Source organism: Kribbella italica, from assembly GCF_014205135.1.
In the GTDB taxonomy this organism is placed as follows: domain Bacteria; phylum Actinomycetota; class Actinomycetes; order Propionibacteriales; family Kribbellaceae; genus Kribbella; species Kribbella italica.
The window spans coordinates 2,032,591-2,054,863 of record NZ_JACHMY010000001.1 but is presented as its reverse complement, the minus strand read 5'-3'; the positions used below and the strand labels follow the sequence as shown (position 1 = coordinate 2,054,863).

Below are 22,273 nucleotides of genomic sequence, written 5' to 3'. Positions count from 1 at the left end.
GGAGCCAGAGATGTCACGAATCAAACAGGTCGAGGTCTTCGCCGTCGCCGTGCCGTTCGCCCGGCAGTTCGTGATCGGCAGCGGCGCGGTCGGAAGTCCCGAGCAGCGGCCCGACCAGGCCGGCGCGGTCGTGTTCGTGAAGCTGACGACCGAGGACGGCGTGGTCGGCTGGGGAGAGCAGAGAGCGCTCCCGACCTGGAGCTACGAGACCGCCGAGACGATCGCAGTCGTGATCAACCGGCACCTGACCCCGATCCTGCTGGAGCTGACGCCGTTCGACGTCGAGCTGTTCCACCAGCAGGCGGCCAAGCGGCTGAGCCCGGCGGTGTCGAACGGCTTCCCGTTCGCCCGGGCCGCGGTCGATCTCGCGATGCACGACGCGGCGGGCAAGCTGGCCGGCGTACCGGTGCACGCGTTGCTCGGTGGGAAGGTGCACGACGAGATCCCGCTCTGCTCGGCGATCGGGGTCGGCGCTCCGGAGACCGTGCGTGAGCACGCCCAGCAGTCGTCGGACTATGCGGCGTACAAGGTGAAGATCGGTGGCGATCCCGACCAGGACGCCGCGATCATCGAGGCGGTCGCCGAGGTCGCGGGCTCCAAGCCGCTGTGGCTCGACGCGAACCAGTCCTACCGCCCGAGCGCGCTCAAGCAGTTGCTCGACCGCACCCGGCACATCCGGACGATCCACTGCGTCGAGCAGCCCGTGCCGAGCACCGACCTGCTGGCGATGCGCCGGCTGCGCGGTCTGATCGACCTGCCGGTCGCGATCGACGAGGGCAGCTTCACCGCGCAGGACCTGGCCCGGGCGATCCAGCTCGACGCCGCCGACCTGGTCGTGGTGAAGATCTGCAAGTCCGGCGGTCTGCGCAGCGCGCTGAAGACCGCCCAGGTCGCGCTCGCCGGCGGTCTCGAGATTCTGTCCAGCGGCCTGACCGACTGCGGGATCGGCTTCGCGGCCGCGCTGCACGTGTTCAGCCAGCTGGAACTGGCACTGCCCGCCGAGCTGAACGGGCCGGAGCTGTTGTCCGACCTGTACGTCGAGGGCTTGACGATCACCAAGGCCGTCGCGACGGTCCCCACCGCCCCTGGCCTGGGCGTCGAGGTCGACGAGGAGCGGATCCGCGCCGAGTCGATCGACCTGCTCTTCACCTGAGGAGTCCCCTGATGCAGACACAGCTGTCCCGCCGCAGCTTGCTCAAGCTGACCGGCCTGGCCGGACTGGGAGCCGCAGCCGCCGGCTGCTCCTCCGGTCCATCGAGCGGCGCCGCCTGGGCGATGTGGTCCAGCAGCCCGGCCGAACGCAAGGTGTGGGAGGACTTCAGCGCGTACGTCGAACGCGAGCTGAAGGTCGAGTCCCTCCCCACCCTCACCCCGTCGGGTGGCTACCCGACCAAACTCGACCTCCAACTGGTCAGCGGCACCGCGGGCCTGGTGACCGCGCTGAACGGCTGGCTGATCCCGACGTACGCCGCGCGCGGCGCGCACCGGCCGCTCGACGACCTGATCGCCGGCGATCCGGACTTCGACCTCGACGACTTCTACCGGCCGATCCGCGACATCAGCTCGTTCAACGGCCAGACCTACGCGATCGGGTTCGACGTCGCGCCGACGGTGATCTACTACAACAAGACGCTGCTGGCCGCGAAGGGCATCCCGGCGCCGTCGCCGACCGTGCCGATGTCGTGGGCAACGTTCCGCGACCTGGCCAAGGAGCTGACCGGGCCGGACCAGTACGGCTTCACCTGCGCGCCGTCGGTCGACGACCTGGTGTCGTGGATCTACTGCGCCGGTGGCAACGTGATGAACGAGGCCTGGGACAAGAGCGCGCTCAACGCCCCCGAGGCGATGGAGGCCGTCCAGTACGTCGTCGACCTGTTCGTGAAGGACAAGGTGACGCCGCCGATCGCCAACCTGGTCACCGAGAGCTCGTTGGCCAACTTCATGGAGGGCAACGTCGCCTTCATGCACAACGGGCCGTGGCAGGTGGTGAACGTGCGCAAGGCGAAGTTCGACTGGGACATCATGCCGTTCCCGGCCGGCGCGGCCGGCAGTACGCCGCGGGTGTCCGGTTCGAGCTTCGCGATCCCGGCGAAGGTCCGTGGTGAGGACCTGGACCTGGCCTGGAAGCTGCTGAAGACGCTGACCAGTGAAGGGGCCCTGGACATCTATGCCGAGGCCGGCCGCAACAACCCGGCCCGGCTGTCCGCGGGTAGCGCGTTCAAGCCGCCGCCGGACAACCTCGGCATCGTGCAGGACATCCTGGCCGGCAAGATCGCGGGCGGTCATCCGTTCGACGTGACGACGAACTGGAACCAGGTCAAGCAGCTGCTCGGCCAGGACCTTCCGCGGACGTTCCTCGGGCAGGTCTCGGTCCAGGAGGCGATCGACGGGATCACGCCGCGGCTCGACGTCCTGATGGAGCAGCACCAGGACAACGTCCGCCAGGCCTCGGCCAGGAAGGGGTGACCGGCATGGCCGTCGACACACTCCCTGCTGCGGCAACGACTCCCCGGCAGCACCAGCGGGCCGCCAAGAAGCCGCGGAACAAGGAGGCCCTGACCGCCTGGCTGTTCATCCTGCCCAGCCTGATCGGCTTCCTGATCTTCACGGCGGGCCCGGTCCTCGCGGCCGGCGTGATCAGCCTGCTCAACTGGAACCTGTTCAGCTCTCCCACCTGGGCCGGCCTCAAGAACTTCGCCCGGCTCGGTCCCGACCCGACGTTCTGGTCGGCGCTCGGCAACACGGCGTACTTCACCTTCGTCAGCGTGCCGGTGACGATCGTGGTCAGCCTCGCGCTCGCGCTGCTGCTGAACGAGGGCGTCCGGCGGATCGCGGTCTTCCGGTCGCTGCTGCTCTTGCCGTACGCAACGATCACGGTGGCGGTCGCGTTCGTCTGGATCTGGCTCTACATCCCGCGCGACGGCCTGGTGAACGCCGTGCTCGGCCTGGTCGGGATCGACGGTCCGCAGTGGCTGATCTCGGACAACTGGGCGATGCCCGCGCTGATCGCGATGAGCGTGTGGAAGAGCTTCGGGTTCGGCATGGTGGTCTTCCTGGCCGGCCTGCAGGCGATCCCGCAGCAGCTGTACGAGGCGGCGAAGGTGGACGGCAGCAACGCCTGGCAGACGTTCCGCAGCGTGACGCTGCCGATGCTGTCGCCGGCGCTGTTCTTCGTCGTCGTGACGTCGGTCATCGGGTCGTTCCAGGTCTTCGACCAGGCGCTGATCATGACGAACGGCGGTCCGGGATCGAGAACGACCACGCTGGTCATGTACATCTACCGGACCGGCTTCGAGAACTACGACCAGGGGTACGCCGCGGCGCAGTCGCTGGTCCTGTTCGGCTTCATCGTGGTGATCACCGCGGCCCAGTTCCTGCTCCAGCGGAGGCTCGTCCACTATGACAACTGACGTACTCGCACCCTTGCGGAAGAACCCGGTCGCGACCCGCAAGCTGATCGTCTTCGCGTGCTTCGTGGTCACGGCGGTGACGCTGGTCCCGGTCGTGATGATGGTGCTGGTGGCGTTCCAGTCCGACGCCGAGTCGATGGCCGTGCGGCCGTCGTTCTGGCCGAGCAGCTGGCACCCGGAGAACCTGACCCGCGCTTTCGACCTGGTGCCGCTCGGCCGGTACCTGGTGAACACGGTGATCTTCGCGGCCGGTACGACGTTGCTGGAGGTCGTCACGGCGGCGCTCGCGGCGTACGCGTTCGCCCGGCTGCAGTTCCCCGGCCGGACCTGGCTGTTCGGCATCTACCTGGCGACGCTGATGATCCCGTCGCAGGTGACGCTGATCCCGCAGTTCGTGCTGGTCGCGAAGCTGCAGGGGATCGACACCTGGCCGGGGATGATCCTGCCGCACGCGTTCACCGCGCTCGGGGTGTTCCTGCTGCGGCAGTTCTTCCTCGGCATCCCGCGCGACTACGAGGAGGCCGCGCGGCTGGACGGCGCCAACCGGTGGCAGGCGTTCATCCGCGTGATCGTGCCGCTGGCCGTGCCGGCGATCGCGACGCTGGCGGTGTTCAAGTTCATCGGCCAGTGGAACAACCTGCTCTGGCCGCTGGTCATCTCCAACAGCGACGCGACCCGGACGGCGGCGGTCGGTCTGCAGGTGTTCCAGGACACCAACGGCACCCAGTGGAACCTGTTGCTGATGGCAGCGACCATCACGACCGTGCCGCTGATCGTGTTGTTCTTCCTCACCCAACGCTGGTTCGTCAAGGGCATCACCATGAGTGGACTCGGAGGCCGCTGAACTCATGAACTCCATCTGGTCCGTCTTCACCAAACCGTGGGCCGAGCTGCCCGGCGACGAGCTGGGCAAGCTCGTCGCCGGGCTCGGCTTCACCGGCGCGGAGATCCCCGTCCGGGACACGGCGTACGTGACTGCGTCAACAGCCGAGAAGGTGCTGCCGCGGTTCACCGAGCAGCTGCGGGACGCGGGCGTCGAGCCGATCAGCATCGCCAGCGGGCTCGACGAGTCCACTTTCGCGGCGGCGGCCGCGGCCGGCGTACCGATGATCCGGATCATGGCCGAGCTCGGGCCCGACGGGTATGCGGCATCGGTACGGCGCAACCGCGAGCAGCTCGAAGCGGCGGCCGGGTTCGTGGCGCAGTACGGCGTACAGGTCGGGGTGCAGCCGCACCACGGCAAGTTCGTTGCCTCGACGCTCGGAGTCGTGCAGCTGCTCGACGGGTTGCCGGAGCAGTTCAAGGTGGTGTGGGACGCCGCGCACGACGTACTGGCCGGTGGCGATCCGGGGGTCACGCTGGAGCTGGCCAAGGAACGGCTCGGGATCGTCAACCTGAAGAACGTCACCTACGTGCGGACCGAACCCACCGGGGACGTCGGTGGAGCGTGGAAACCGTGGTTCGTCCAAGGAACTGAGGGCCTGGCGAACTGGTCGAAGGTGTTCGCGACGCTGCGGACGATGGGGTGGGACGGTCCGATCTGCCTGACGGGTCAGTACTCGGATGCATCGGTGAGTGTGGCCGACCGGTTGACGATCGATCTAAGGGCGGCCAGAGCTGCTGCTGGATGATGTCGAGCAGGTGGCACCGGCTCCGACGTACCCTCGAAAACCCATCGAGGAGGCCACGTGAAGTACATGCTGCTGATCTACGGCAACGACGAGACCTGGAAGGCGCTGGAGGCCGAGGGCATGGAGTCGGTCCTCGACGTGCACCGCGCCGTGATGGCCGAGACCCGGGCCAGCGGCGAGCTGATCGCGTGCGACGGCCTGGCCACCGCCCAGGCGCGCGTCGTACAGATCCGGGACAACGCACCGGCCGTGACCGACGGCCCGTTCACGGAGGCCAAGGAGGTCCTGGCCGGCTACTACCTGTTCGAGTGCGATCTCGAGCGCGCGACCGAACTGGCCGGCCGGCTGGTCGAGGCGAAGTACTCGCCGATCGAGGTGCGAGCACTCACCCAGCCGTTCGAGCAGTGACGGCTTTCCAGCGACTTGCCGGGCTCAGCTCGGCGTTGACCTGAGACCGGCGAGTCACTGATGCAGCCGGGTGTTCTAGCTGGGGTACGCCGGCGCGAGAGTGACCCCACCTGTGGCGGGTTGATCACCCATCCCGCGGCCACCCTGGACGAACACCGTCGCGCCCGGCTCCGGTGCCTGCGCACCGTCGTCAAGCCGCAGCGTGGTGGTCAGACCGTTGCTCAAGGTCAGAACCGCCACACGTCGCGGCCGCCCGGCGTGGATCGACGAGCTCACCTCGTGGATGCCGGTGCAGACCGCTGGTTGGATCGAAGCCCTGCCGAGCGTTGTCGTGCCGTGACTCCTCACATCACGGCGCTGCTCGGCGAGCCGCCTCATGGCTGACACAGATCCCCCTCCTCATCGGGTCCCCCGAGGGACTAGTTGGATAACGCAACAGGTCCCATCACTCCTCACAGTGACAGAGCCATCGCAGCAGCCTTGCTGACTGTGAGGAGCTTTTCAAGGGGATGTGAGGATTACTGGCCGCCGAAGCCGGTGGTCGCGATTCCCTTGATGATCTGGCGCTGGAAGAAGAGGAACACCAGGACCAGGGGCAGTGCGGCGAGGATCGCCGAGGCCATGTTCTGCGCGTACTGCAGGCCGTACGCGCTCTTCACCGTCTGCAGGCCGACCGGCAGTGTCATCAGGTCGGCGTCGGTGGTGACGATGAACGGCCAGAGGAAGTTGTTCCACGCACCGATGAAGACGAAGATCGCGACCGCGGCGAGAATCGGCCGCGACAGCGGCAGCACGATCGACCAGAACACCCGCAGCCGGTTCGCGCCGTCGACCCGGGCGGCGTCCTCGAGCTCGACCGGGATCTGGTCGAAGAACCGCTTCAGGATCAGCACCATCGCGGGCGCAAACGCTTGCGGGAGAATGATTCCCCAGTAGGTGTCGACCAGGTCGAAAGCCAGCATCTGGCGGAACAGCGGAACGATCAGCAACTGCGGCGGAATGATGATCGCCGCGATGATCGCGGCGTACAGCCCCCGCCGGCCGCGGAAGTTGATCCGGGAGAACGCGTAACCGGCCAGTGCCGAGGTGGCCACGGTCACGAAGGTGATCACCACCGAGGTGAGCAGGCTGTTCCACGCCCACAGCGGGATGTCCCCGGCCGACAGCACCTTGCGGTACGCCTCGAAGCTGAACCCGTCCGGCGGCGAGAGGCTCACCGTCGACGCGGCGGCGTCGGCCTCGCTCTTCAGTGACGTCAGGATCGCCCACGCGAACGGGACCAGCCAGGTCGCGGCCAGGAACGCCAGGATCAGCAGCGCGACCATCCGCGACACGCTCCAGGGGTTCTCCCCCGGCTTGTGCCCCTGCTTGTACGCCGCCTTGCCGCGCTGGAGGCCCCGGGACAACGTGTAGGTGCTCATGAGGCGCTCCTGCGGTTGATCAGCTTGTACTGCGCGATCGAGATCAGCACGATGATCGCGAAGAACAGGTACGAGATCGCGGACGAGTAGCCGAACCGGTAGCCGGTGAAGCCGGCCTCGTAGATGTACTGCACGATCGAGCGGGTGGAGCCGGCCGGACCGCCGTTGGTGAGCATGTAGATCTGGTCGAACACCTTCAGCGACGCCAGGACCTGCAGCGTCAGGATCAGCGCGGTGGTCGGCGCGAGCTGCGGGATCACGATCGAGAACAGTTGCCGCCACTTGCCGGCGCCGTCGATCGCGGCCGCCTCGAACTGCTGCTCGGGGATGTTCTGCAGCGCGGCCAGGTAGAGCAGGAAGTTGAACCCGATCGTCCACCACAGCGTGGTGATCACGACCGAGATCATCGCCACGTTCGGGTCCTGCAGCCAGGCCACCGGCGCGATCCCGAACTCGGCCAGCACGCCGTTGATCAGGCCGAGCTTCGGGTTGTACATCCAGGTCCAGAACAGCACGACCACCGTCGAGGCGAGCAGGTACGGCAGGAAGAACGACAGCCGCCACAGCCACCGGCCGGGCAGCCCGAGGTTCACCAGCAGTGCGAAGGCCAGCGACAGCACCACGAGCGGGACCGTGCTGAGCAGCGTGAACCACACCGTGTTGCCGAGCGACTTCCACATGTCCGGGTCGCTGAGCGCCTCACCGAAGTTGGCGAAGCCGACCAGTTCGCTGTTCGCGCCGGTCAGGGTCTCGCCGGTGAAGCTGAGGTACAGGCCGTAGACGGCCGGGACCACCAGGAAGAGCCCGAAGAGCACCGCGAACGGCGCCGCGAAGGCCCACCCGGTCAGGGACTCGCCCCGCTGGGCCCGGGCCAGGCCCGTACTGTTGCCCTCCGCAACCACCAGGTCCGCGGCGGGGCTGTCGACTGCTGTCGGCATTTCGGTTCCCTTCGTCGATCAGACCGGTTGCGGGCGGTCGAGCAGCTTGTTCAGCCGCTGCACGAAACCGTCGAAGCCGGCCGCCGGGTCCCCGCTGCCGAGATAGACGTTCTGCACGTTCTCCGCGAAGTAGCTGGTGAAGTCGCTGCCGGCGCCGCTGAACCAGACGTCCGGGTCGTAGTTCACGTACGCCGGGATGCCGACGTAGTTCGACTGCGGCTTCAGCTCCAGGTACTCCGGGCTCTTCACCACCGGCTGGTACGCCGGGATGTGGCCGGCCCCGGCCCACTTGACCGAGCGCTTCAGGATCTCCGCGACCAACTGGTAGGTGTACCGGCGCCGGTCGGGGTCGGTCTTGGACTGCCGCGGCAGCACGAAGGTGTGCGAGTCGGCGTACGCCGCCTGCTGCCCGAACAGGGTCGGGATCGGCATCGCGTCGAACGCCATCTTGGAGTCCTTGAGCACCGGCAGCTCCCAGACGCCGCCGAAGAGCAGGCCGCTCTCGCCGTGCAGGAACTCGCTGACCGCCGTACCGCCGTCCCCGCTGCGGGTGGCGATCGTGTCGTTCAGCAACGACTGCACGAACTCGAGCGCCTTCACCGCGGCGGCCTCGTCGACCTCGGCCTTGGTGCCGGGGACGAGCTTCAGCTCCGCGCCGGTCTGGCGGTAGAAGGTGTAGAAGAGCCGCCACATCTGCGAGGGGTCACCGAGGTACCCGTACGACAGGCCGTGCTTGCCGGTGACCTTCTGCAGCTTGGTCGCGACCTCGGTGAAGGCCTCGGGGCTGTCCATCGTGGCGATCGCGTCGGTGACACCGGCCTTCGTGGCGTGCTCGGTGTTGTAGTAAAGCACGAACGGGTGGGTGTCGAGGGCGACCGAGTAGAGCTTCCCGTCGTACAGGCCCTTCTGCCAGACCAGCGGCGGGAAGTCGCTCTCCCGGACGCCGAACTCGGCGAGCAGGTCGAGGTCCCACGGTTCCAGCAGGCCGCCGGGCGCGTAGCCCGCGATCCGGGAGGCGTGCATGATCGCGAGGTCCGGCGCGCGGCCGCCGGCCGAGGCCATCGCCAGCTTCGTGTAGTACGGCGGACCCCACGCGAGCACGGTCTGCTCGGCGCGGAACCCGGCGTTCAGGCCGTTCACGGCATCGACCAGACCGGCCATCACGATGCCGTCACCGCCGGTCATCAGGTGCCAGTAGTTGAGCTCGGTGCCGGAGTCGCGGGCGCCCGGCGCGCAGCCGAGCAGCAGGCTTCCACCGGCCAGCGCGGCCGCTCCGGAGAGCAGGCGGCGCCGGGAGAACTGACGATCGGACGATGTCATGGGGGGTGTCTCCTTCGCAGGCGGCACCGATCATTACATCGTTGCAATGCGCTGACAAGACCCTCGGCGTGAGGTTTTGTCGAAACGTGTTGGTTAGCGTGCAGTGCTGGCGCGGGCCACGACGCGGTGCGGGACCACGATCCGCCGCGGTGCCGCGGCCCGGTCGGCCATCCGCTCGCCGAGCAGGTCCAGCGCCGCCTGGACGAAGCTGCGCCGGTCGAAGTCGACCGTGCTCAGCGGCGGCACGGTGTAGCGGCTCTCGAGGATGTTGTCGAAACCGGCGACCGCGCAGTCCTGGGGCACCGCGACGCCCGCCGACCAGAGCGCCGACAGGGTGCCGCTGGCGATGGTGTCGGTGAAGCAGAAGATCGCGTCGGGTGGCTCGTGGTCCTCCAGGTAGCGGCCGACGACGATCGCGGCGCCTTCGGGGCTCCAGCGGTCGAGGGCGATCTCGAGCGCGGGGTCGTGCAGGCCGGCCGCGGTGAGGACCTCGCGGTAGCCGATCACGCGGAGGCGTGCGGCCGCCGTACCGGCGGAGTCCGTGCGGCCGCCGACCCTTCCAGGACTGCCGGGAGGCTCGGGCGTGCCGACCGCGGCGATCCGGCGGTAGCCCTGGCCGACGAGGTGCTGGGTCATGTCGCGGGCGGCGCCGACATTGTCGATGCAGACCTGGCTGACGACGTCCTGGTCGACGTCACCGATCAGTACGACGGGCGGCAGCGAGCCGGCCGACATGACCGCGCTGTCGTCGAGGTTGACCGGGTTCAGGATCAGGCCGTCGATCTGGTGCGAGCGCGCCTTGGAGAGCAGGTCGTACTCGCGGTCGGGCTCGGCGGCGGTCTGCTCGATCTGCACGCCCCAGCCGCGCTCGTGGGCCAACTCGACGACCAGGTGGGTGATCTCGGCCGAGTACGGCCGCAGCAGGTCGGGCAGCGCCAGGCCGATCATCCCCGACCGGCCGTTGCGCAGCCCCCGGGCGCTCAGGTTGGGCACGTAGTCGAGCTCGCTCAGCGCCTGCTCGACCTTCGCCCGCGTCTCCGGCCGGACGAACACGACGCCGTTGATCACGTTCGACACCGTCTTCGGGGACACCCCGGCCCGCTTGGCGACGTCCTTGACAGTGGCACGCATGCGGCCATTGTCACCGACACCGCGTCACCTGGTGGTGAGGGCGCCGCCGTTCACGTGCAGGACCTGCCCGGTGAGATGCCGCGCGCCGGGCGACGCGAGGAAGTGGATCAGTGCGGCGACGTCGTACGGCGTACCGGCGCGGCCGGTCATCGTCGACTCGACCAACCACTGGCGGCGCTCGTCGGACAGCCGGTCCTGGAAGAACTCGGTCTCGGCGGTGTAGCCCGGGGCCACCACGTTCGAGGTGATCCCGCGGGGCCCGAGCTCAGCGGCCAGATCGAGACTCCAGGTCGCCAGCGCCGCCTTCGCCGCGCCGTACGAACCACCTCCCCGTGTCCCGGCGATCGAACCGAGATGGATCACCGCCGTCGTGAGCCTCGGCGCCAGCGCCGTGGTGGTCAGGACTGCCGACACGACGTTCGCCGTGTAGTTGGCGATCCACCGTTCCGCCAGGTCTCCCGAACCGTTCAGCTCGGTGTTGCCGCCGGCATTGTTCACCAGTACGTCGACCCGCTCCGGCAGCGCCGCGGCCAGCTCGGCGACCTGCGCCGGATCGGTCGCGTCGCAGACCACTGCCTCGGCCCCCAACTCGTCGGCCGTCTGCTTCAGTACGTCAGCCCGGCGGCCGGTGATCACCACCTGGTCGCCGTCGGCGCGGAACAGCTCGGCCGCCGCCCGGCCGATCCCAGTCGATCCCCCGGTCACCACAATCGTTCTGGACACGCCACTCCTCTTGTTTAGGTCTAAACGTTTAGACCTAAACGTATCATGGCGCTCGTGCCCGACAACTTCGCTGACGCCTACCCGCTCGATGCGCCCAACCCGTACCCGGCGGCGGAGATCGCGCGCGCCTGGCAGCGGGAGCGGCCCGGCGCGCCGACCGAGTCGATCGGGATCGTCACTCCCCTGTGGCGGCTGGCGAAGTTGTTCGCCGACGACCGGCGGCGATTGCTGGCCGAGCTGGGGGTCGATCCGGCGACGCTCGATCTGCTGAGCGTGCTGCGGCGCAGTGGGCCGCCGTACGAGTTGAGTACGCGGGAGCTGACCGCGCGCACACTGGTGACGGCCGGCGCGACCTCGCAGCGGATCCGGCGGGCCGAGGAGTCGGGGCTGGTCACTCGTCGTACGGAGGAGGCCCGGCTGGTGGTCGTGTCGCTGACCCCGGGCGGGCACGAGCTGGTCGAGCGGACGGTCGACCAGGTGCTGACCCGCGAAGCGGAGCTGGTGTCGTCGCTCGGTGCGGCCGAGCGCGAGGTGCTCGGTGGGCAGCTGCAGGAGCTGCTCGACGCGGTGAACCTCAAGCTTCACACGTCACTTGAAGGTTCCGCGGGGAGCACAGCCTGAGGTGAGCGTCAAAGTTTTTACGAGCGCTTCAATGTAAGAATTGAAGGTATGTCTTTTGACCTGATCGAGGTTCGTGGAGCTCGCGAGAACAACCTGAAAGGCGTCTCGCTGGACGTCCCCAAACGCCGCCTGACCGTCTTCACCGGAGTCTCCGGCTCCGGCAAGTCCTCCCTGGTGTTCGGCACGATCGCCGCCGAGTCGCAGCGGCTGATCAACGAGACCTACACCGCCTTCGTCCAGAACTTCATGCCCAGTCTGTCCCGTCCCGACGTGGACTCGCTGCGCAACCTGAGTGCCGCGATCGTCGTCGACCAGGAACGCATCGGCGCCAACGCCCGCTCGACGGTCGGCACCGCGACCGACGCGCACACGATGCTGCGGATCCTGTTCAGCCGGATCGGTACGCCGGACGCCGGACCGCCGTCCGCGTTCAGCTTCAACCGGGCCGAGGGCATGTGCCTGGTCTGCGAGGGGCTCGGCAAGGCCACCGACATCGACCTCGACGAGCTGGTCGACCGCGACCGGTCGCTGAACCAGGACCCGATCAAGGCGCCCGGGTACGGCGTCGACACCTGGTACTGGCAGCTGTTCGTGCACTCCGGCCTGTTCGACCCGGACCTGCCGCTGCGCGACTACCCGACCGAGCAGTGGGAGCAGTTCCTGTACTCCCCCGCGACCAAGGTGAAGGTCGGCAAGAGCAACCTGACCTTCGAGGGCCTGGTCCCGAAGGTGAAGAAGCAGTACCTCGGCAAGGACCGCGACACGATGCAGAACGCCGTGCGGGCCTTCGCCGACCGGGCGCTGAAGCTCGGGCCGTGTCCCGAGTGTGGTGGCGCGCGGCTGAACGAGGCCGCTCGCGCCGTACGGATCGACGGCGTCGGGATCACCGAGTGCTCGGCGATGCAGATCAGCGACCTGGCCCAGTTCGTCCGCGGGATCGACGATCCGTCGGTCGGGCCGATGCTCGAGGGGCTGCGGGACACCCTGGACTCGATGGTCGACATCGGGCTGGGCTACCTCAGCCTGAACCGCGAGTCCGGGACGCTGTCCGGCGGTGAGGCGCAGCGGGTGAAGCTGGTCCGGCACCTCGGATCCGCGCTGACCGACGTCACCTACGTCTTCGACGAGCCGACCGTCGGCCTCCACCCGCACGACATCCAGCGGATGAACGAGCTGCTGCTCCAGCTGAAGGCCAAGGGCAACACCGTGCTCGTGGTCGAGCACAAGCCGGAGACGATCCGGATCGCCGACCACGTCGTCGACCTCGGTCCCGGCGCGGGCCTGGCCGGCGGACGGCTCTGCTACGCCGGTGACGTGAAAGGGCTGCTGAAGTCCGGCACGCTGACCGGGCGGTACCTCGATCACAAGGTCGGACTGCGCGAGGACGTCCGGACGCCGACCGGCAGCCTGCGGATCGAGGGCGCGAACCTGCACAACCTGCAGGACGTCAGTGTCGAGGTCCCGCTCGGCGTACTGACCGTGGTCACCGGCGTCGCGGGGTCGGGCAAGAGTTCGCTGATCCACGGGTCGCTGGCCAACCACGAGGGGGTGATCGTCGCGGGGCAGGACCCGATCCGCGGGTCGCGGCGGAGCAACCCGGCGACGTACACGGGTCTGCTGGACCCGATCCGGGCCGAGTTCGCGAAGGCGAACAAGGTGAAGCCGGGACTGTTCAGCGCGAACTCGGTCGGCGCCTGCCAGACCTGCAAGGGGATCGGCCTGGTCTACACCGATCTCGGGATGATGGCCGAGGTGTCGTCGGTGTGCGAGCAGTGCAACGGCGCGCGCTTCACGCCGGAGGTGCTGGCGCTGCAGCTGCGGGGCAAGAACATCAGCGAGGTACTGCGGATGACGGTGACGGAGGCGCGCGAGTTCTTCGGCAAGGGGCCGTCGCGGATCATCCTGGACCGGTTGTGCTCGGTCGGTCTGGGCTATCTGAGCCTTGGGCAACCGTTGACGACGCTGTCCGGTGGTGAGCGGCAGCGGATGAAGCTGGCGATCAACATGAGCAAGCGCGGGTCGATCTACATCCTCGACGAGCCGACCACCGGGCTGCACCTGGCCGACGTCGACCAGCTGCTGGCGATGCTGGACGAGCTGGTCGACGACGGCAACACCGTGATCGTCATCGAGCACCACCAGGCGGTGATGGCACACGCCGACTGGCTGATCGATCTCGGCCCGGGCGCCGGCCACGACGGTGGTCAGATCGTCTTCGAGGGCACCCCGGCCGATCTGGTCGAGTCGAGCGCGTCGCTGACCGCTGAGCACCTGCGCCAGTACGTCGGCGCGACCGCTCCCGCGGGTCTCTAGAGCGAGGCGGCGGGCCGAGCCCGAGGTCAGTCGGCGGTGACGGCCTCGGCTGCCACCGACTCGATCAGCTCTCGCCAGCGCTCGTAGTCCCCGGCCGCGGGGTCCGTCTGGGTGAGCACCAGGCGGGCTCCGCCGTTGCCGTCGCGCAGGGTCAGCGTCGCGCCGTTCACCCGCAGTTCGTTGCCGTCGGGCGGACTGACCTGCAGCTTCTCGGCGAGCCGGGGCCAGATCTTCTCCTTCGGCGCGGTCAGCTGGCGTTCGAACCGGATCGATCCGTCGGCCTGCTGCTCGCCGGCGTCCAGGCCGTAGATCTTCACGAACTGCTCGTGCAGGACCTTGTAGTTGTCCCGGGCAACGGCTCGGCCGCCGAGTGCGGAGTCCATCGCGTCCAGGCACAGGATCCAGCCGCTGGTGAAACTCGCCGAGCCCGGCCGGTCGTCGTACGTCGCGGTCAGGGTGAGCAGGCAACCATCCGTGGTCGGCTCGACCTCCCAGCGCTGGATCTCCTCACCCCAGGTGAACTCGAGCAACCGCGGCGGGTCGTAGGCCCGGACCACGCCCGCTCCCCCGTCCTCGCCGTCGAACGAGAAGCTGATCTTCCCGTCGAGCCGCAGGTCCAGCTCGACAGCCGCCGGGAACCAGTGCGCGAGCTCGCCGGGCTCGGTCAGCGCCCGCCACACCTTCTCCGGCGGGTGCGCGAGCCGGCGTTCCATCCGCAGCACGGTCCGGCCGTCGACACTGGTCAGTGATTCGCTCATGTCTTATATATACCGTTTCAGGCATATAAAGGGCAAGAGCAAGGCCCGGCGACGTGGTGTCCGCCGGGCCTCGCGTCAGTCCACTACTTCGAGCAGTTGTAGATGGTGGCGTTGTCGAGCCACCAGTTGCCCGGGATCAGGTCGGCGAAGTCCTTGCCGTGCCCGGTCCAGCGGAACTTCAGCTGCTTGCCGGTGAACTCCGACAGGTCCAGCCGGCTGGTCTCCCAGCCACCGGAGTTGCCGTGCCAGGCGGCGACGGTGTCGTCGGAGAAGTTCGGGTCGAGTGTCGGCCCGTTCTTCCAGGTCAGCGGCGCGGTGTCCTTCCAGGTCGCGCCACCGTTGTCGGAGTACTCCAAGGTGGCCGTCCCGGTGCGGACGCCGAAGATGATGAACACGTTGTAGAAGTTGTACGCGTGCGTGAACCGCAGGTACGTCTTGGCGTTCTTGATCTTCGTGCCGTTCGCGGTCTGCAGGCTGATCGAGCCCTCCGGGTCCGTCACGACGCCGAGCATCGAGTCGTCACCGTCCTGCGAGTACGACGTGTCGACCAGCGACCCCTCGAGACCCTCGCCCTTGCCGAGCACCCAGCCCTCACCGCGGACGATCTTGCCGTCCGGGTACTCCGCGAAGCTGGTCTTGAACAGGTTCTTCGCCTTCGCGCCGGTGGTGTCGCAGACCGGCGCCTGGGCCGGCTTGCCGACGGCCGGCTCGAAGTCCATCTCGGTGGCCTTGATGCCGAGCTCGACCTGGGCGCAGTCGGCCTTGGTCATGCCCTGCCCAGAAATTGGACGCTGCTTCTTCTTGGCCAGCTTGGCGCAGGTCGAGCGCAGACCCTCGGCCAGGTCGCCGTAGTCGGCGCCGGACGTCAGCACCTTCTGGGTCTCGTGCCACAGCACCTCGGAGCGGGCCAGGCCGATGCCGAGCATCTTCTGGCCGTTGAAGGCGCCGCCGTCGGCGATCAGGTACGCCGCCTTGTTGCCGACGCCGGAGTTGAAGTGCACGCCGCCGTTGTCCTGGAAGAACTCGTCGTCGAACCAGTTCGCGCTGCGCATCCGGTCCGGGTCGTTGAACTTCGCCGGGTCGGACATGCTGCGGATCACGCCGAGGCTGGAGCCCTCACCGATCTGCCAGCGGTTGGCCGCGGTGTCGTCCGCGGAGCCGTTGGTCAGGTCGACGAACTCGCCGAGGATGTCGGAGAACGACTCGTTGATCGCGCCGGCCTCCCACAGGTAGGCCAGGCCGGAGGTGTGCTGGGTGACGCCGTGGGTCAGCTCGTGGCCGGTCACGTCGTCGGTGCTGACGCCTTCACCGAAGGCCATCTGCTCGCCGTTCCAGAACGCGTTGGCGTACGGGCAGCCGCCGTCGACGCAGATCCGGACGGTGCCGCGCAGCGCCTTGCCCTTGCCGTCGCCGTAGTCGACGCCGATCAGCTCGGTCAGGTCGGTGCCCAGCGAGGCGTAGGTGTCGGAGGTGTCACCGAAGTACTCGTAGACCTGGTTGACGTCCTGGACCGCCGACGGCGCCTCGCCCTCCGCGCGGCTGGACTGGAAGACGGTGCCGCAGCGGACGTCCTCGGCGCCGGTCTGGATCACCGTGCGGTTGGCGTCGCAGACCACGCGGTTCAGGTGCTCGGCCATGTCCCAGGCGAGCAGGGTCTGACCGGAGGCGTGCACGATGGCCTGCCAGCGGACGTCGCCCGGTCCGGTCACGTCGTACAGGTAGACCGGGAGCGCGGCCGAACCCGGCTGGCGGGTGACCAGGCCGAGGTCGAACCAGCGCGGCCCCTGCAGCTTCGCGGTCAGCTTGCCGGCGTCGAGCTTGCCGCGGGTGGAGACAGCCTGGACGGCCGCGTTCTGCGCGGTCGTCTTCGCGGCGTCGGCCTTGTCGGCGGCCGGGAAGGACCCGTACGTCGCCAGCGCGACCTCGCCGTTGGCGGCTTCCAGCGCGCCGGACTTGTCGAGGCTGGTGACGATCTCGCCGCCGTACACCTGGACGCCGTCGATCACTTGCTGGAAACGGGTCTGCGAGCCGTACTCCGACAGCGTGCTCGTCTCCGCCACCAGGTCGGCCGGGCGCGCTCCGAAGTACGGCGCGACCGCGGTGACCTGGGCCTTGGCGACCGCGGCCGCGTCGGGCTTGCTGGTGGCGGACTTGCCGGCCTTCGCGCTGACCGAGGCCGGAGCCTTCAGCGGAGTGGCCGGACGGACCGAGTGGGCGCGACCGGTCGCGTCCCGCTTGGTCACCAGACCGGCGCCGCCGGCCTTCGGGGTCTCGAGCGTGCGGACCTCAGGACTCTTGGCGGTCGCCTGCTCCTGGACCGGGGCACTGCTGGCCATTCCCGGTGCCACGAGGGTGAGCGATACCGCGCCGGCGGCCAGACCGGCCAGCCAGGTGCGAGCTTTCACAGCATTTCCTCCCAGTACTGCGTGTCGCCGAGAACCCACAAGCCCCCAAGCTCGCTCTCGACAGGCGGATGACCGCTGCACCCTGTCATTCGGCGAATCCGGAAAGCGACCTCCCGTGATCCATCTCACACCAACGTGATTACGGCATCACGCATCGTGAGTTCGGCGAGCAGGCTTCACGCTGGAAGGGCACTACCGAGAGTGCTGGCACGACTGGGTCCGCGGCACTGAAAGGCCAGCAGGACAAGGGAAATCCGCGATCGCGGAGAGTGATCGATGCCGCGCCGACCGGCCGGCGACGACACCGGCCACCCCTCCGGGGCCGGCCTCGCACACCGGGTACGGCACCCCTGCATCACACCACGAACAGGGGCGCCGCGCAGCCCGGTGAGTGTCAGCGGCCGGAGTCAGCTCAGATGCGGCTGGACCAGGTTGGCGAAGCTCGCCTGGCCGGTGACGTTCGGGTGGTACGACTCGCTGATCGGGTTCGACAACCCGTTGATCCACTCCGGGCTGCCGCAGACGGCGTGTCCGACGAACGCGCTGGTCGGGTTCACGAACGTGTAGCCGGCCGCACCGGCGGCCGCGGAGATCTTGCCGTTGAGCAGGTCCGCGGTCTGGTTCAGCCGGGTCATCTCGGCGGCGCTGAAGAACGTCCCGGCGTTGCAGTCGGTGCCGTTGAACAGGCGCGGGTAGCCGACGATGATCACCTTCGCCGTCGTCGCCCGGCTGCGCACCGTCGCGTACAGCGTGGTCAGCCGGCCGGGGATCGTGTTGTTGATCGTCGCCTGCGCGGTGTTGATCGCGCCGTCGCAGTTGCCCAGCCAGGCCGGCTTCGCGCACTCGGTGATCACCGAGGAGAAGCCCGCGTCGTTGCCGCCGACCTGGAGGGTGACGAAGTTGACGGCGGCGTTCAGCGGGCCGAGCTGGTTGGCGGTGACGTCGGCGACGCGGGCGCCGGAGCACGCGACCGAGGTCAGGGTCGCGCCGATCCGGGCCGCGTCGACGTACGGGTAGGACTTCGTGGAGCGCTGGCACGCACCGCTGTCGGGGAGGTAGGAGCGCGTGCCGACGCCGGAGGCGTAGGAGTCGCCGAGCGCGACGTACGAGGGAGCCGCGTGCGCGATCGTGGGACTGACCAGCAGCGCGGTGCCGAGCACCGCGCTGCCGAGGATTCCGGTGAGGCGTTTCATGGGGGCGGACCGCCTTTGCACTGGGTAGGGAGTGCATGACTGACCGTCACCATCTCTCAACCCGGCAGTGACTGGCAAGACTTTGCACGGCAATGGAAAGATAAATACTCGAGAACATCCGCGGCCCCGGCCGGGTCGCCCTGGTGCCCGTCGCGATAGCGCACCGCCAGGTGGCCGGAGGCAACCTCCCGCTTGCCGATCACGAGCTGGTACGGCGCGTGGCGGTTCTCCCGGATCCGTGCGCCGAGGGTGCCCTCGTCGGCGTGCGCCACCTCGACCCGCAGCCCACGGTCGATCGCGCGCCGCGCGATCTGGGCGGCGTACTCCTCCTCGGAGTCCGACAACGGCAGGACGACCACCTGCACCGGCGCGAGCCAGGCGGGGAACGCGCCCCCGTGCTGCTCGATCAGTTGCGCGATCACGCGTTCCAGGCTGCCGATGATCGCGCGATGCACCATCACGGGCCGGTGTTTGTTGCCGTCGGCACCGATGTACTCGAGCTCGAACCGGGCCGGCTGGTGGAAGTCGACCTGGATGGTGGACAGGGTGTACTCGCGCCCGGCCACGTCCTCGAGCTGGATGTCGATCTTCGGTCCGTAGAACGCGGCCTCCCCCGGCGCCTCCTCGTACGCGACACCGGCGTCGTCGAGAACAGACCTGAGCAGCGCGGCCGAGCGGTCCCAGCTGTCCTGGTCACCGACGTACTTGCTCCCGGCCTCACCGATCCGCGCGTTCTCCGCCGGCAGCGAGAGCAGGAAGCGCGACGGGCCCAGCCCGAGGTCGTCGTACGCGCGCAGGATGAGGTCGAGCGACGCGCAGGCCTCGTCGGCGACCTGGTCGAGGGTGCAGAAGATGTGCCCGTCGTTCAGCTGGATCGCGCGGACCCTGGTCAGTCCACCGAGCACGCCGGACAGCTCCGAGCGGTACATGCCGCCGAGCTCGGCGTACCGGATCGGGAGCTCGCGATAGCTGTGGGAGCGCGAGCGGTAGATCAGCGCGTGGTGTGGACACAGGCTCGGGCGCAGTACGACCTCCTCCTCCCCCACCTTCATCGGCGGGTACATGTCGTCGCTGTAGTGCGACCAGTGCCCGGAGATCTCGTAGAGCTCGCGCTTCCCGAGCACGGGTGAGTAGACCTGCTGGTAGCCCGCGCGGCGTTCCAGGTCGGCGACGTAGCTCTCCAGCGCGTGCCGGACCGCGGCGCCGGCCGGGAGCAGGTAGGGCAGACCCGCGCCGATCAGCGGGTCGGAGTCGAACAGGCCGAGCTCGCGGCCGAGCTTGCGGTGGTCGAACATGATGATTTCCTTCGCTCTAGTGGAAGGAGCGAGTACTGGTGGCACGCAAAAGCCCCGGGGCACTCGCCCCGGGGCTTGCGGAAGACTGCGTGAGTCAGCGCGCCGGGACAGGGTCCGGCGTCGTCGTCTGTACGGCGTACTGGTTCACGGGAATCAATGTAGCAGTCCGGTCAATCGTCATTGCTCGTCGAGATCGAGCCCGACCGGGCGGATCAGCCCTTCCTGCGCGACCGACGCGGCCAGCCGGCCGTCCTGCGTGAACAGGCGGCCGGTGGCGAACCCGCGCGCGCCGGACGCGGACGGCGAGGCCTGGTCGAACAGCAGCCACTCGTCGGCGCGGAACGGCCGGTGGAACCACAGCGCGTGGTCGATCGAGGCCGGCTGGATCCGCCGGTCGCCGATCACCAGCCCGTGCGGCAACAAGCTTGCCCCGAGCAACGTCAAGTCGCTGGCGTAGGCCAGCACGCAGGCATGCAGCGCCGGATCGTCGGACAGCTTGCCCGCGGCCCGGATCCAGAACTGGCGACCACTCACACCGGCCAGCCGCATGTCGAGCGCGGCCCACTCCTTGTTCCAGTCCTCGGCCTTGCGGCCGGTCGCCGCCTCCAGCACCGAGGCCAGCGTCGGCGCCTCCTCGGGCGGGACCACGTCGTCCGGCATCGGGTCGCTGTGGTCGAGACCGGGCTCGGGGCGCTGGAACGAGGCCGACATGTAGAAGATCGGCTTCCCGTTCTGCGAGGCGACCACCCGGCGGCTGCTGAACGTCTTGCCGTCGCGGGTCGGCTCGGCCCGGTACACGATCGGTACGGCGGTGTCGCCCGGACGCAGGAAGTAGCCGTGCAGCGAGTGCACGATCCGTTCCGGCTCGACCGTGCGGGTGGCCGCGCCGAGCGCCTGGCCGAGCACCTGCCCGCCGAACACCCGCTGCGCGGCGGTCTGCGGCTGGCGGCCGCGGAACAGGTCGTCGTCGATCTTCTCCAGGTCGAGCAGGTCGACCAGATCCTCCAGGGACTCGGGCATGCCTCATCCTGACAGGTCCACCGGTCCCGATCCGGCATCTGTGGTTCCCCTCACCCGGTGGTTTTCGGTGAGCTTTCGGTCGCCTTCCGTAGGCTGCAGTTGAACGCGCAACCAAACATCCGTTTCACCCGAAGGAGATCCTCGTGAGCCGCCTCCCCTCCGGCGCCGCCACCCACGCCCGTGACCTCGTCCTGCTGATCGCCCGGGTGGGCGTCGGCGTCGTGTTCGTGGCCCACGGCTGGCAGAAGTTCCGTACCAACGGCCTGACCGCGACCGCAGGAGGCTTCGAGCAGATGGGCGTTCCCGCGCCCACGCTGTCGGCGTACTACGCGGCCGGCGCCGAACTGATCGCCGGCGCGGCGCTCATCCTCGGCCTGCTGACCTCGGTCGCCGGGGTGCTGCTGGCGCTCGACATGGTCGGCGCGTTCCTGTTCGTGCACCTGTCGAACGGCGTGTTCGTCGCCGAAGGCGGCTGGGAGCTGGTCGTCGTCCTCGGACTGGCCGCGCTGACGCTCGCGGCAGTCGGACCCGGCCGCTACAGCGTGGACCGGATCCTCACTCGGTCGACCGCCGACCGGGCGACGCTGTCGGTCTGAACCACGGCAAACGAAAGGGCCCCGGGAGATCCCGGGGCCCTTTCGTTGCGTTGATCAGTTGGTGTCGTCGTCGCGGTTGAGTTCGGCGAGGAACTGCTCGACCTCGGCGCCCAGCTCGTCGGCCGACGGCGTCGACCCCGCCAGTAGGCTGCCGCGGCTGATCGAGCCGGCGGCCGCGTCGTACTGGGTCTCCAGCGCGTTCACCACCGCGGACGCGTCGTCGGACTGCTCGACCTGCTCGTCGACCATCCGGCCGGTGATCGCGGCCTCGTCCAGCAGCGCCTTGCTCGGCAGCAGCAGACCGGTCGCCGCGGAGATCGCGTGGACCAGAGCCAGGGCAGCGCCCGGGAAACGGTTCTCGGCCAGGTAGTGCGGGACGTGGACCGCGAAGCCCATCGCGTCCTTGCCGGCCTCACCGAGGCGGACCTGGAGCATCGTGCCGGCGCTCGCGGGCAGCCGCATCTCGCCGTCCCAGATGTTCGACCGGGTGACCAGCTCGGGCCGCGTCGCGTGCGCGGTCAGGCCGAGCGGGCGGGTGTGCGGCACGCCCATCGGGATGCCGTGCACGCCGACCGTCAGGGTCACGTTGTACTTGTCGATCAGCTGCCGGACCGCACCGGCGAACCGGTTCCAGTGGTTGTCGGGCTCGACGCCCTCGAGCAGCAGGAACTCGACCCCCGCGTCGTCGGTCAGCAGGTGCAGGTTGAGCTGCGGGGGCGTGTAGTCGATGAAGCGGTCCTCGGAGAACGTCACCTCGGGGCGACGCGCCCGGTAGTCGTGCAGCAGGTCGACGTCGAAGCGCGCCAGCAGGCGGCTGTCCAGTACGTCGAGCAGGTGGTCGGCCGTCACGCGACCCGCCTGGCCGGCGTCCATGAACCCGTCGAGCGAATGCACCAGCACCTTGGGCGTCGCCGCCGGGCCGGTCGCCACCGACTCGTCGACGATCTCGTAGAGGTCGTCCGGTCGCAGCATGTAACTCGTCTCCTTCATCGCGGGCCGACAGGGCGGGTAGGCCCCTCCATCCTGCCTTCTCTGGTCACAACGCCCGCTCACCGGGCAGGAATTCCACCAGTTGAGAAGTTTTTCACCG

21 protein-coding genes are annotated in these 22,273 nt (G+C 68.6%); 9 read left to right on the top strand and 12 right to left on the bottom strand.

Annotated elements, in window-relative coordinates:
• The first annotated feature begins 10 nt into the window (after positions 1 to 10).
• From HDA39_RS09630 to HDA39_RS09605, 6 genes are all read left to right on the top strand, one after another.
• Positions 11 to 1,153: a mandelate racemase/muconate lactonizing enzyme family protein gene (locus HDA39_RS09630; protein ID WP_184794878.1), complete on the top strand. Its 1,143-nt coding sequence runs from the start codon at positions 11 to 13 to the stop codon at positions 1,151 to 1,153.
• An 11-nt stretch (positions 1,154 to 1,164) separates the two neighbouring features.
• Complete coding sequence (locus tag HDA39_RS09625; RefSeq protein ID WP_184794877.1) at positions 1,165 to 2,466, top strand: ABC transporter substrate-binding protein; 1,302 nt, start codon at positions 1,165 to 1,167, stop codon at positions 2,464 to 2,466.
• A gap of 5 nt (positions 2,467 to 2,471) precedes the next feature.
• On the top strand, positions 2,472 to 3,410 hold the full coding sequence (locus HDA39_RS09620) for a carbohydrate ABC transporter permease (protein ID WP_184794876.1): 939 nt from the start codon (positions 2,472 to 2,474) through the stop codon (positions 3,408 to 3,410).
• Positions 3,400 to 4,254, top strand: coding sequence for a carbohydrate ABC transporter permease (locus tag HDA39_RS09615; RefSeq protein ID WP_184794875.1), 855 nt, complete (start codon positions 3,400 to 3,402; stop codon positions 4,252 to 4,254). Before HDA39_RS09620 ends, HDA39_RS09615 begins: the two co-directional genes overlap by 11 nt.
• Positions 4,255 to 4,258: 4 nt before the next feature.
• Positions 4,259 to 5,041: a sugar phosphate isomerase/epimerase family protein gene (locus HDA39_RS09610; RefSeq protein WP_184794874.1), complete on the top strand. Its 783-nt coding sequence runs from the start codon at positions 4,259 to 4,261 to the stop codon at positions 5,039 to 5,041.
• Positions 5,042 to 5,107: 66 nt separating this feature from the next.
• A complete protein-coding gene (locus HDA39_RS09605) occupies positions 5,108 to 5,449 on the top strand; it encodes a YciI family protein (protein ID WP_202893616.1) in 342 nt (113 codons plus the stop codon).
• 75 nt (positions 5,450 to 5,524) lie between these two features.
• On the opposite strand, the gene HDA39_RS09600 is transcribed toward HDA39_RS09605, so the two are convergent.
• The 6 genes from HDA39_RS09600 to HDA39_RS09575 form a co-directional block, all read right to left on the bottom strand.
• Entirely contained in the window at positions 5,525 to 5,836 is a 312-nt protein-coding gene (locus HDA39_RS09600; protein ID WP_184794872.1) for a hypothetical protein, read from the bottom strand.
• A 131-nt stretch (positions 5,837 to 5,967) separates the two neighbouring features.
• Positions 5,968 to 6,870, bottom strand: a complete 903-nt coding sequence (locus HDA39_RS09595; RefSeq protein WP_184794871.1) for a carbohydrate ABC transporter permease — start codon at positions 6,868 to 6,870, stop codon at positions 5,968 to 5,970.
• Complete coding sequence (locus HDA39_RS09590) at positions 6,867 to 7,808, bottom strand: carbohydrate ABC transporter permease (RefSeq protein ID WP_184794870.1); 942 nt, start codon at positions 7,806 to 7,808, stop codon at positions 6,867 to 6,869. The genes HDA39_RS09595 and HDA39_RS09590 overlap by 4 nt, the downstream gene beginning before the upstream one ends.
• A gap of 18 nt (positions 7,809 to 7,826) precedes the next feature.
• Entirely contained in the window at positions 7,827 to 9,128 is a 1,302-nt protein-coding gene (locus HDA39_RS09585; RefSeq protein WP_184794869.1) for an extracellular solute-binding protein, read from the bottom strand.
• 93 nt (positions 9,129 to 9,221) lie between these two features.
• The gene (locus HDA39_RS09580) at positions 9,222 to 10,259 is read right to left on the bottom strand and encodes a LacI family DNA-binding transcriptional regulator (protein ID WP_184794868.1); all 1,038 of its coding nucleotides are present in this window, start codon (positions 10,257 to 10,259) and stop codon (positions 9,222 to 9,224) included.
• 24 nt (positions 10,260 to 10,283) lie between these two features.
• Entirely contained in the window at positions 10,284 to 10,982 is a 699-nt protein-coding gene (locus HDA39_RS09575; protein WP_184794867.1) for an SDR family oxidoreductase, read from the bottom strand.
• A gap of 54 nt (positions 10,983 to 11,036) precedes the next feature.
• Between HDA39_RS09575 and HDA39_RS09570 the strand changes: the two genes are divergently transcribed.
• Positions 11,037 to 11,603: a MarR family winged helix-turn-helix transcriptional regulator gene (locus tag HDA39_RS09570; RefSeq protein ID WP_337925690.1), complete on the top strand. Its 567-nt coding sequence runs from the start codon at positions 11,037 to 11,039 to the stop codon at positions 11,601 to 11,603.
• 48 nt (positions 11,604 to 11,651) lie between these two features.
• The gene (locus HDA39_RS09565) at positions 11,652 to 13,916 is read left to right on the top strand and encodes an ATP-binding cassette domain-containing protein (RefSeq protein ID WP_184794865.1); all 2,265 of its coding nucleotides are present in this window, start codon (positions 11,652 to 11,654) and stop codon (positions 13,914 to 13,916) included.
• A 26-nt stretch (positions 13,917 to 13,942) separates the two neighbouring features.
• On the opposite strand, the gene HDA39_RS09560 is transcribed toward HDA39_RS09565, so the two are convergent.
• From HDA39_RS09560 to HDA39_RS09540, 5 genes are all read right to left on the bottom strand, one after another.
• Positions 13,943 to 14,674, bottom strand: a complete 732-nt coding sequence (locus HDA39_RS09560; RefSeq protein WP_184794864.1) for an SRPBCC family protein — start codon at positions 14,672 to 14,674, stop codon at positions 13,943 to 13,945.
• Positions 14,675 to 14,757: 83 nt separating this feature from the next.
• Entirely contained in the window at positions 14,758 to 17,079 is a 2,322-nt protein-coding gene (locus HDA39_RS09555; RefSeq protein ID WP_184794863.1) for a M4 family metallopeptidase, read from the bottom strand.
• A 407-nt stretch (positions 17,080 to 17,486) separates the two neighbouring features.
• Complete coding sequence (locus HDA39_RS09550) at positions 17,487 to 18,272, bottom strand: SGNH/GDSL hydrolase family protein (RefSeq protein WP_184794862.1); 786 nt, start codon at positions 18,270 to 18,272, stop codon at positions 17,487 to 17,489.
• Positions 18,273 to 18,328: 56 nt separating this feature from the next.
• Positions 18,329 to 19,612, bottom strand: coding sequence for a threonine--tRNA ligase (gene thrS, locus HDA39_RS09545; protein ID WP_337925689.1), 1,284 nt, complete (start codon positions 19,610 to 19,612; stop codon positions 18,329 to 18,331).
• A gap of 132 nt (positions 19,613 to 19,744) precedes the next feature.
• On the bottom strand, positions 19,745 to 20,587 hold the full coding sequence (locus tag HDA39_RS09540; RefSeq protein WP_184794860.1) for an acyl-CoA thioesterase: 843 nt from the start codon (positions 20,585 to 20,587) through the stop codon (positions 19,745 to 19,747).
• 143 nt (positions 20,588 to 20,730) lie between these two features.
• Between HDA39_RS09540 and HDA39_RS09535 the strand changes: the two genes are divergently transcribed.
• Positions 20,731 to 21,183 (top strand): DoxX family membrane protein, encoded by a 453-nt coding sequence (locus tag HDA39_RS09535; RefSeq protein WP_184794859.1) that lies wholly within the window; start codon positions 20,731 to 20,733, stop codon positions 21,181 to 21,183.
• A gap of 54 nt (positions 21,184 to 21,237) precedes the next feature.
• Here the strand turns inward: HDA39_RS09535 and HDA39_RS09530 are convergent, their stop codons facing one another.
• Positions 21,238 to 22,155 (bottom strand): proteasome assembly chaperone family protein, encoded by a 918-nt coding sequence (locus HDA39_RS09530; protein WP_184794858.1) that lies wholly within the window; start codon positions 22,153 to 22,155, stop codon positions 21,238 to 21,240.
• Between the last annotated feature and the right edge of the window lie 118 nt (positions 22,156 to 22,273).